We start from the raw sequence: 10,724 nt of genomic DNA, 5'->3' as shown, positions 1-10,724 counted from the left end.
CTATTTACAGCGTCATTAAAAACAAAACACCATATCGTCAGGATTATATATGTCTTGATCCGAGAGAGAAAAATATTAATAGCTCCACTAATAAAGTGGCTTAAAAACTTGTAATTAATTAGAGTATATGAAACGAGCCAAGAGAATCGCTTCTCACACAGGAGTATGATTGATTTTTGGCGAGTTCCATCCCGATAAATCGGGACACATTATGGCAATAAAAAACAAAATATAAGCAAATGAAAAATATTTTTGTCTTATTTGTCGCCTTATTTGTTCTGCAGCTAAGTGCTGTAGATGCTCAAAATGATTGGGAAAATCCCAAGGTTTATCAAATTAATAAAGAAGCGCCACGTTCGTCATTTTATAGCTATTCAAGTGTTAAACAAGCCTTGTTATTCAATCGAACCGAAAGCCCTAATTTTAAGTTGCTAAACGGCTATTGGCAATTCAATTGGGTAAAAGAACCATCGCAAAGGCCGCTTGATTTTTACAAACCATCATACGATGTATCCGCTTGGGATAGTATATCAGTGCCCTCGAATTGGGAGCTACAAGGGTATGGTATTCCTATTTATGTGAATACAAGCTACCCTTTTGCCATGAAAAACCCTCAGCCACCAACTATCCCCGATGGTTGGAATCCTATAGGTTCCTACCGACGTAATTTTATTATTGATGAAACATGGACAGATAGACGGGTATTTATTCACTTGGGTGCAGTTAAGTCAGCCATGTATATTTGGGTGAATGGACAAAAGGTGGGGTATTCTCAGGGTTCAAAATTACCTGCGGAATTTGAAATTAGTGATTTTGTAAAAGAGGGAGAGAATACGGTGGCTCTTGAGGTTTACCGCTGGAGTGATGGCTCTTACCTGGAGTGTCAGGATTTTTGGCGGATAAGTGGAATAGAACGGGATGTATACCTTTACGCAACATCGGATGTGCGTATACGCGATATTCATTTTAAAACGAAGTTAGATTCGATTTATGCGACTGCCAATTATTCGGTTGATGTAAGCTTAAATACTAATGGAGCTGTAGGTAACTATCGATTGGAAGCAGAATTAAAGCAGGGTAAAAAGGATATTTCATTTAGTACGAAAGAGTTAGTTGTTGGTGTTGAAGATAGTCTGGTGAGTTTAAAAGGGCGCATTGTGGCCCCACAATTATGGTCGGCCGAAACACCCCATTTATACGACTTGATTATCAGTTTGAAAAACGATAAAAACAAAGTGATTGAAGCAACGGCCCTAAAAGTTGGATTTAGGGAGGTGAAAATTATAGGCGGTCAAATGCTTGTTAATGGCAAGGCTGTTTATCTTAAAGGCGTTAACCGACATGAGCATGATGAAGCAACAGGGCATGTCATCTCACGTGTGTCCATGCTTCAGGATATTCGTTTGATGAAAGAGCATAATATTAATGCGGTAAGAACAAGTCATTATCCCAATGATCCGTTATGGTATCAATTATGCGATGAGTATGGTTTGTATGTTGTGGACGAGGCCAATATAGAATCTCATGGAATGGGATACGGCGAACGTACTTTGGCCAAAGATAAAAATTGGCAGGCGGCGCATTTAGATCGCGTGCAACGCATGGTTCAGCGCGACAAAAACCACCCCTCAGTTATTATTTGGTCTTTGGGCAACGAAGCTGGCGATGGTGTTAATTTTGAGGTTTGTTCCGATTGGGTTCATCAATTTGATGCATCTCGTCCTGTTCATTACGAGCGGGCAGGAGAGAGGCTGCATACTGATATTGTGTGCCCCATGTATGCTCCAATCGATCGACTGGTGCGTTATGGCAGGCAAGTGCAACATCGTCCGTATATATTGTGCGAGTATGCCCATGCTATGGGAAATAGTGTAGGTAATTTGCAAGATTATTGGGATGTAATTGAGCACTACGATAATTTACAAGGTGGATTTATCTGGGATTGGGTTGATCAAGGCTTATTGACCAAGAATGAGAATGGCGAAGCTTATTGGGCTTATGGTGGCGACTTTGGTCCTGATGATATTCCAAGTGATAAAAACTTTTGTATGAATGGGCTTGTAAATGCCGATCGTACCTTGCATCCTGCTATTCACGAGGTGAAAAAGGTATATCAGAACATTGCCTTTGAAACAATTCCTTTTGATAATAATGCTTTGCTCGTACATAATAAGTACAACTTTACCACGCTTAATAATTTTGAGTTGGAATGGGAGGTAATAGCCGATGGGTATGCCATATCTACGGGTACTGTTTCAATGGATAATCTGCTGCCAGATACGAAAACGAAAATGCCCTTTTACCTGGATTTGTGGAAAAACAGTCAGGGAAAGGAGTATTTCTTGAACTTAAGGGCACGTCTTAAAAACGATTGGGGCCTAATTAAAGCAGGTAGTGTACTGGCCACCGAGCAAATTGCTTTGAGTGAAAAATTTAAGATGCCAGTGGAGGAAAGCAATCAGTCGCTTCATATATTGATGGGTAATGAGGCCTATATTGTTGGCAGCGATTTATTTTTGGTTCAGTTTGATAAGACCGATGGCAGCTTGTCATCGTTTAAATACCGTGATAAAGAGTTTTTGAAAGAAGCACTAGTGCCTAGTTTTTGGAAAGCACCAAATGATAACGATCACGGTTATAAGATGGTTGATAAGTTAGGAGTTTGGCGGTCGGTTATGGATAGCGTGCAGGTGCTTGATTCAAAGATATCGCGTATTGGGAATTTACAGGCCATTGTTCACTTCCACTTGTTTTTACCAACTATTGACTCAAACATCAAGCTTAATTATACGGTTCGAGGTAATGGACAGGTGCTTATCGATTATCAATTCGAATTGGGCGACAAATCTTTGCCTATGCTACCTCGTATTGGTTTAAAAGCAACCTTAGTACCTGAATTTACCAATGTTGAATGGTATGGACGTGGACCATGGGAAAATTATCCCGACAGAAATACGGCTTCTTTGGTTGGTATATATTCTGGTGATGTTGCAAGTCAGTATGTTGAGTATGCCAGCCCTCAGGATAATGCTTATAAAACTGATGTGCGTTGGTTAAAACTTAGTAATGATAACAAGATGGGCATGCAAATAATGTCTGGCGATGTATTTGGTTTTTCAGCTTTGCATTATAGTGTTGATGACTTCACAACTGAAGAGCGGGGCGTATTACATCCGTTTGACCTGGAAAGCAAAGATGAGGTATATTTGCACCTTGACCATAAAATAATGGGTGTAGGTGGTGATAATTCATGGGGTGCCAAACCACATGCTAAGTATTCAATTGTTCCTAATAATTATCAGTTTCAGTTGGTGTTGCAACCGTTTGGTGGAGAGTAATGGTTGGTGATCCTTTTGTTTGTTAACTGTTTTAGCTGTTAGCTTTTTCGTGAGATTTTGATTTTAACTCACTGATGGCCTTTTGTAATGCAGTTATTTGCACTTTTTGCTGACGCGTTTTTTCCGTTAAGTTGAGGTTTTGCTCAAATAAGTTGTCTTTGTTCTCTTTTAGTTTTTTAACCTGTTGTTGTAGGTTGTCAGCTTGATTTTGCATTCGCTCCATACGCTTATCCAAGGCCGTATTTTTATCTAATAGTTCTTTTATTAGTTTCTTAAAAAATCCCTTTTCTTTTTTCGCTTGTTTTAATTTGTCGTTAGCAGCCTCCAGGTGTTGCAGTAAACCAGTTTTGCGTTTTGTGAGTTGAGTAAATGATTGTTCCAGGTCATTTTTAGCATCAGATAACTGATCGAGCTGTCGTTCTTTACGCCTGAGAGCAACACGCAAGTTGTATTTTTCTTCTTTTTCAAAACCCCATTTTGTTCTTCTATAGCTGATGCTGTTTCTATCAACATATAAATTAGCTCGATTGGATACTTTCTTTAATTGCAGAGCCAATGCCAATATGTCGTAGGCCGACTTAATTAGGGATGGTTTATAATTATCAGGCATGCGGGGTTGGTTAAAATACTTTTTCTAATTTTATATTAACAAATATAAGTCGCTTTGTGATAAAATTATCATTTATTGCATTGTTAAGTTTTATTTATTTATGAAAAGCTATGAAGTTAACCAAACCAGAAAATGTTATAAAGTATTGTCCCAAGTGTGGGTCTAATGATTTTAAATACGATGGTAGCAAGTCATTTAAGTGCAAGGTTTGTGGCTTTCATTTTTTTGTTAACTCAGCCAGTGCAGTTGCTGCCATCATCTTAAACGAGCGTCAAGAAATATTATTAACGGTAAGAGCCTGTGAGCCCAATGCTGGAAAGCTTGACTTACCAGGTGGTTTTGTCGATCCAGGAGAGAGTGCTGAAGAGTCTGTGCTTAGAGAAGTTAAAGAGGAATTGAACCTGGATGTGGTTGATTTGAATTTTCTGTGCTCTTATCCCAATGAATATATTTTTTCGGGATACTCGGTTTTTACTTGTGATATGGCATTTGTATGCCAGGTAAAATCGTTCGACAAAATGCATGCAATGGATGATATAAGCGCTTATCATTTTTTTAAACTTGATGATATTCCCGATCACGAAATTAGTTCTGTGTCAATTGCGCATATTCTAAAAGTGTATGTAAAGCAGGCAGAAAATAAGATTTAGATTGAAAATAAATTAGCTTAGTTAATCGTTATCGTCTAAACTTGAAGTCAATATTTTTCTATTTTTAAGAAAAAAAATGAGTCAGGAATTGCAAATATTAGTCATCAGCGCTGCCTCTATTGGCTTTTTTCATACCCTTTTTGGCCCCGATCATTATTTACCATTTATCATGATTGGTAAAGCACGCGAGTGGAAGCTCGGTAAAATTCTTGCCCTTACTTTGGTGTGTGGAATTGGACATATTCTTAGTTCGGTAGTAGTTGGTTTAATAGGTATAGGATTAGAAATGCAAGTTGAAAAGCTTAATTGGTTCGAGTCTTTTAGAGGTAATTTGGCTGCCTGGGCTCTGATTGCATTTGGTTTACTTTATGCCCTTTGGGGAGTTAGGCGTTGGTATAAAAATCATAATCACGACCATACAGATAAGCTCAAAGACTCTAAAAATATTACACCTTGGGTTTTGTTTATCATTTTTGCATTGGGACCTTGTGAGCCTTTAATACCTATATTAATGTATCCTGCTGCAATTGAAAGTATTGGTTCTTTAGTTTTGGTAACAAGTGTTTTTGGTTTGGTAACACTAACAACCATGACAATTGCAGTACTAGTAGCGAGTTATGGACTTACTTTTTTAAACCTCAAACGTTTCGAAAACTTAGGGCATCCTATTGCCGGATTTGTTATATTCTTGTCGGGCTTGGCTATTCAGGTGCTTGGTTTATAGGAGATGATATTTTAAGCTATCTCTTGTTACATACCTAAGTTAAATGGTGTCGTAACTTTTAGGCAAAAGTATCGTTAACTAGTAAGTGTTATTTTTTCTTTTCGAGAAAAAAGTGTTGATGATGTGAATGCCCAAAAATCAAAACTAAGAGATGTTGAAAATAATCTGCTTTGCGTGTATTAGTTTATTTCTTCTAGTTAATAACCTTGTTGGTCAGCAATATGGAATAGTGAGTTATGGCGCAAATGATGGCCTGGATCATCCGTACGCTCAGAGTGTCGTGCAAAACCCCAAAGGTTATACTTGGGTAGGTACATCGGAGGGTTTATTTCGATTTGATGGCATTTATTTCGATGTATTTACATATGTAGCGAACGACTCTTTATCCTTATCTGATAATAATGTGAAAAGCTTATTGATGGATGAGGAGCATGGTGCCCTGTGGGTAGGTACCTATTTTGGTGGAATATGCCGTATGGATGTGAAAACGTATAAGTTTGATCGTATTCAGCGCAATAGAACCAAAAACCATGTTAATGAGATTGGAATTGTACGCTCATTGTTGCGGTATAATAATTATCTGTTTATCGGAACAGAAGATACGGGCCTGCAGGTATATGATATAAAAACTGAAGAATTCACTGACTTAGTTCTCTTTGACAAAGGATCTTCCTATTCAGTGTATGATGTTAAGCAGATAAATAATACTTTAGAAATTGCAACGAGCATTGGGCTTTATCGTTACGATTTGTCTCAATTATTGAAAGAGAACTATCAGCTACAGGTTTCCGATTTCAACATTGGCAAAGATCAAATTAACTCCATCACACAAAGCAGTGATAGCACTATTGAGTTATGTACGAAAAATCGTTTGGTATCAATAAGTATGGATACTAAACAAGCGACAGTACTGTATCGTACGCTTGATCAAAAAACATTGTTGGTGTGCCATTTGGTCGATGGTAAAGGGAATGTGTGGCTAGGAACTAACGGAGATGGCTTATTACAGCTTTCGATGGAAGGGAAAGTTGTCAATAAGCTACTCACAAATAATAATGGCTATTCACTGGCAAGTAATTGGGTTTCTACCCTTACTTATTCAGAAGACCACAATTTATTATGGATTGGAACCAAAGGTGGCTTGTCTAAATTATCTGACGATGACATACGTTTCAAACATGTTCAAACATCAATAGATGGTGGAATTGGTGGTGATGATATATTTTTTCTTCACAAAGATTTAAATCGAAATTATTGGTGGTGGTCATATAAAGGTTTCTTTTTTAAGAAGGAGAATGAAAGTCCTCAAGTGTTTAAATCCCGCGAGGGCTTCGATTTAAAAAATGATACTATAACGTGTAGTTATGAAACGAGTGATGGTATGTTATGGTTAGGCTCATTTAATGGTTTATTTAGTGTTGATATACACGATCATTCTGTTCAGCGTTACCAGTTCGATTGTGATTTGCTAACAAATCATCGCTATAATACTGTTACTGATGTTTTACCATTAAATACAGATTTGTGGCTAATTACCTATAGTGGAATTATTAAGTTTGATTTGTCCTCTGGGTCTTACGAATTATTCCAATTTCCAAGCGATTTTGGTGATAAAGGAATTATTGTAACATCAACAGGTAATTTTGATGATCAAGGAATGTTATGGATAGGATCTAAGGGTGGCCATATTATTAGTTTTAACAAAGATGAGTTAGCTTTTAATATGTATTCATCGGCAAACATTTCAGCCCACGGTGATAAAATGAATAATTCTGTTTTTGGCTTGTTGCCAATGAGTGATTCAACCCTTTGGCTTTCAACGTTTGGTTCGGGCTTATTAAGTTTTAATACCAATTCAAAAGTAATCACCCCATTGCACTATAATGATCAGCTTTCAACCAATATTTACTCTATTTATCCCGATGAAAATGGTTATTGTTGGGTTAATACCAATTCAAAGGTATTACGGATTGATCCGAAGAATAAAAAGGTATTGAGTTTTGGGAAAATTGATGGAACCTTTTGTAGGGAGTTTAATGAACGTTCACATTATCAAGCGGCGGATGGCGCGATTTTAATGGGTGGTTTTGGCGGGTTTATCGAATTTGACCCCAATGATTTTAAGATTAATGCAAAGATTCCGCAAGTTTCGATAAATTCTTATTTTATAAATGATGATCATGACCTGGAAAGTGGTCAGGTATTTTATAACCTTTCATTTTTAGAAAGTGATACTCTTGAAATAAGTACTGCCGATAATAAGGTGACTTTTAACGGAAGCGTTTTTAATTATCAGAATGCTAACCGTAATATGATTGCGTGGAAGCTGGAAGGTTATGACGCCAAGTGGGATACCCTAATGTCCTATAGTGCTAAAAGTTATTCTTTCCTCGATGAAGGAGAATACACTTTACGGGTTAAAGGAGGTAATAATGATAATATTTGGAATGATGACGGAGCATCTATACATCTAATCGTTAAGCCTACTTTTTTTGATAGTCGTTTATTTCGTTACTTGCTGGGTGCTTTGGGAATCGTCGTTATTTATCTTGTTTATTTGGTTCGTATCAGGTATTTAAGTCAGCATAGAAAGAACCTGGAGATAAAAGTTCAGCAGCGCACCATTGAATTACAACAAGCCAATAGTGAGCTGGAGGATAGTAAAGAGGAGGTGATTGTTCAAAAGTCAGAACTGGAGCGCCACAGGTATTATTTAGAAGAATTAGTACAGGAACGAACGGTTGATCTTCAGGAGGCAAAAGAGAAAGCTGAAAATGCAGATCGTTTGAAGACAGCATTTTTGGCCAATTTATCACACGAAATAAGAACACCCATGAATGCGATTGTTGGGTTTTCAAGTTTATTATCCAGCGATGTGTACGATAAAGAAGAACGCAAAGAATTCGCCAATGCTGTTCAAAAAAGTAGCGATAGCTTATTGGTCTTAATTAATGATATTATTGATATTTCAAGGATTGAAACCGGCCAAATACAGCTTGTTAGTAAGTGTTTTAATATTTATGATTTATGCACTGATGTTTATCGGTCGTTAAAACTAGGCCATACAAATAAGTTAGTAAAGTTTGAGCTGAATCTACCAGAAGAGCTTAAATCAATCTCCTTAGTTTCAGATCCCGAGCGACTAAAGCAAATCATAATTAATTTGCTTAACAATGCCTTGAAGTTTACCTCAGAAGGGCATGTTAAACTAGCTGTTTCATTTGAGAATAGAAATAGCATATTAAAGAGCGAAAAGCTGTCTAGTACAGATAATGGCGAAGGTGATGTAATTTTGTTTCAAGTCATAGATACCGGAATAGGTATTGAAGAGGAGTATTATGAGCATATCTTTTCGCCTTTTCAAAAGGTTCAGGAGAAAAATGCAGTAAACGATGGCATTGGCTTAGGCTTGAGCATTGTTAAGCAGTTGGTTGAAATGCTTAAAGGACAAATTTGGTTACGTTCACAGCCTAATGTTGGAACAACATTCAAATTCTATATACCTTATCAGACAGAAAAAAGGTCAGAAACCAAAGCTTCTGACCAGCAATAATATTGTTGATATTTTATTGTTTAAATAACGGGTGTTCCTTTATAAACTGTTGATTGTCCTAATGGTACTACAATACCTCGATAGTTAATTCTGCTGGAAGAGTTGCCTTGTATTGTGGCGTTAGCAATCTGACCATCAGAATTACAGTCAAGTCGTATGTCAAATGATCCGAGGGCCGAAGACACATAAAGTGTAATGTAGTAAGTCCCTTTCTTTTCATTTTTATTTACTTCGTACTTAGTGATGTTACCTCTTACCGAAACACCTCCTACGCCATTTTGACCCATTCCAGTGTTGGAACCTAATTGAACAAAGGCCTCTTCGCCCTCAACCGCAATGAAATTTAGTGAACTGTTAACATTTATAGTTGAGCCCCTCTTGTTTGAAAGTGTATTTGCTTCAAGCACCCACTGTTTACTATCAATTGAAACAGCAAGTATTTGAGCCATCTGTTCTGATAGTTCTTTTTGTTGTTGTTTGTGTAATGCTCTACGCTCTTTTCTGGTCATGTCCTTTTCATCTTTTTCCTGACCAAAACTAGACAGAGAGAAACCGATGAGGAACGTTAGTAACAAAATTTGTTTCATGGTTATAAGTTTTAAAAGTTATGCGTGTGTTATTTCAAAATTAATGCCACTTAATTCTGTAGCCAAGATTCCATTCAATTACTTCAGCAACTGAGAAATTATGAGCACGCACTAATAACCCAGCGTAAAGGTCATTTTTGAAATGGTATTTTAAACCAAATTTTTGATATAGGAGAGGGTTTGCATTGGTTCCCTTGTCTCTTAAGACCAAAATACCAATGTTCGAGGCAATTGATAAGCGATCAATTGTGAATTCATAGGCCCCAAATACACCTAACATCATCTTTTTCGAAAGTTTATCTGCAAATACAACTGTTGGTTCCTGATTTCCATCCTCAGGATTAGTTACTGTAACGTTTTGTGTTTCGTCGTAGGTAATGTCCAAACCAGCACCAAATTTATTTCTCCAAGTGCTCTGTTTTAGAATGGCTCCTGAAAAGTTAAAATAGGAATGCATCACATCAGCTGTTCCTTTTGGCATGTTTGGGTCACTTGGATCATTGGGGTTATCGTATAAGATATTTCGTGCACCTGCACCAAATTGTAAAGCTACTTCATAATGCTGCATATAGGCCGCTTGTTGTTCCCTAACTAATAATGGACGGTCTTTAAAGCTATAACTCAACTCTATGGCTGGTGATAATAAGTTGATGCCACTATTGGGCTTTTTTGTTCCACCATTAGAAAAATGAGTAAAACCAAACGAACCTCTGATATCCCAACGAGGACTTAAGTGGTATTGATAAAATAGGTTTGCATCGATGTATACCGTACGATACGACCCGATTACCACATTAAAAGGGTTGGTGTAGGCATCGTATGGTTCCCAGTTATAAGTCAAACCAAAGCCAAGTTCATAACCCCACATGCTTTTTTTCCATCTTTTAAATGGAAATCCCATAAAACCATATATTGATGTAGGTGTACCTAGTTCATCAACGTTAAAAAAGTTGGCTGTGTAGATGGAAACGCCATAGTAGGGGAAGTTGAAAATATGGTGCCACTCTTTGCTGCCATCGGTTTGTACACCATAGGCAAAATTAATGGCCTGGTAAAAATCAATCGGTTCTCCGGTTTCATTCTCGCCTTTCAAAAAATCATTCGTTGCCAACACTCTACCTGCATGGTAGCGAGCTGTTACAAAATTATATCGTTTCGGCTTCTTTATTTCTGTGCTTGTGGAGTCTTTTTTATTGACTTCTTGCGCATTTAATTGCCATGAGAAAGCAACTAATAAAATGACTACGATAATTTTCATTGAA

At 37.3% G+C, this 10,724-nt stretch carries 7 protein-coding genes; 4 read left to right on the top strand and 3 right to left on the bottom strand.

Features of this window, described 5'->3' with window-relative positions; genetic code table 11:
- Positions 1-239: 239 nt before the first annotated feature.
- The gene (locus FNN09_RS16045) at positions 240-3,338 is read left to right on the top strand and encodes a glycoside hydrolase family 2 TIM barrel-domain containing protein (RefSeq protein ID WP_143303411.1); all 3,099 of its coding nucleotides are present in this window, start codon (positions 240-242) and stop codon (positions 3,336-3,338) included.
- A gap of 31 nt (positions 3,339-3,369) precedes the next feature.
- On the opposite strand, the gene FNN09_RS16040 is transcribed toward FNN09_RS16045, so the two are convergent.
- A complete protein-coding gene (locus FNN09_RS16040; RefSeq protein WP_143303409.1) occupies positions 3,370-3,948 on the bottom strand; it encodes a hypothetical protein in 579 nt (192 codons plus the stop codon).
- 110 nt (positions 3,949-4,058) lie between these two features.
- Between FNN09_RS16040 and FNN09_RS16035 the strand changes: the two genes are divergently transcribed.
- The 3 genes from FNN09_RS16035 to FNN09_RS16025 all read left to right on the top strand — a co-directional run bounded on the left by FNN09_RS16035 (position 4,059) and on the right by FNN09_RS16025 (position 8,875).
- Positions 4,059-4,598: an NUDIX domain-containing protein gene (locus tag FNN09_RS16035; RefSeq protein ID WP_143303408.1), complete on the top strand. Its 540-nt coding sequence runs from the start codon at positions 4,059-4,061 to the stop codon at positions 4,596-4,598.
- 76 nt (positions 4,599-4,674) lie between these two features.
- Positions 4,675-5,322: a sulfite exporter TauE/SafE family protein gene (locus FNN09_RS16030; RefSeq protein ID WP_143303406.1), complete on the top strand. Its 648-nt coding sequence runs from the start codon at positions 4,675-4,677 to the stop codon at positions 5,320-5,322.
- Positions 5,323-5,473: 151 nt separating this feature from the next.
- A complete protein-coding gene (locus FNN09_RS16025; RefSeq protein ID WP_143303405.1) occupies positions 5,474-8,875 on the top strand; it encodes a hybrid sensor histidine kinase/response regulator in 3,402 nt (1,133 codons plus the stop codon).
- Between the two features lie 20 nt (positions 8,876-8,895).
- Here FNN09_RS16025 and FNN09_RS16020 read toward each other — a convergent pair whose 3' ends face one another.
- Complete coding sequence (locus tag FNN09_RS16020; RefSeq protein WP_143303403.1) at positions 8,896-9,462, bottom strand: DUF4251 domain-containing protein; 567 nt, start codon at positions 9,460-9,462, stop codon at positions 8,896-8,898.
- A 40-nt stretch (positions 9,463-9,502) separates the two neighbouring features.
- Complete coding sequence (locus FNN09_RS16015) at positions 9,503-10,720, bottom strand: acyloxyacyl hydrolase (RefSeq protein WP_143303401.1); 1,218 nt, start codon at positions 10,718-10,720, stop codon at positions 9,503-9,505.
- Positions 10,721-10,724: the final 4 nt, after the last annotated feature.

This window comes from Carboxylicivirga sp. M1479, from assembly GCF_007097485.1.
Classification (GTDB): Bacteria; Bacteroidota; Bacteroidia; order Bacteroidales; family Marinilabiliaceae; genus Carboxylicivirga.
Note: the sequence above shows the minus strand (reverse complement) of the source record. Positions and strands in the feature narration are given on the sequence as shown.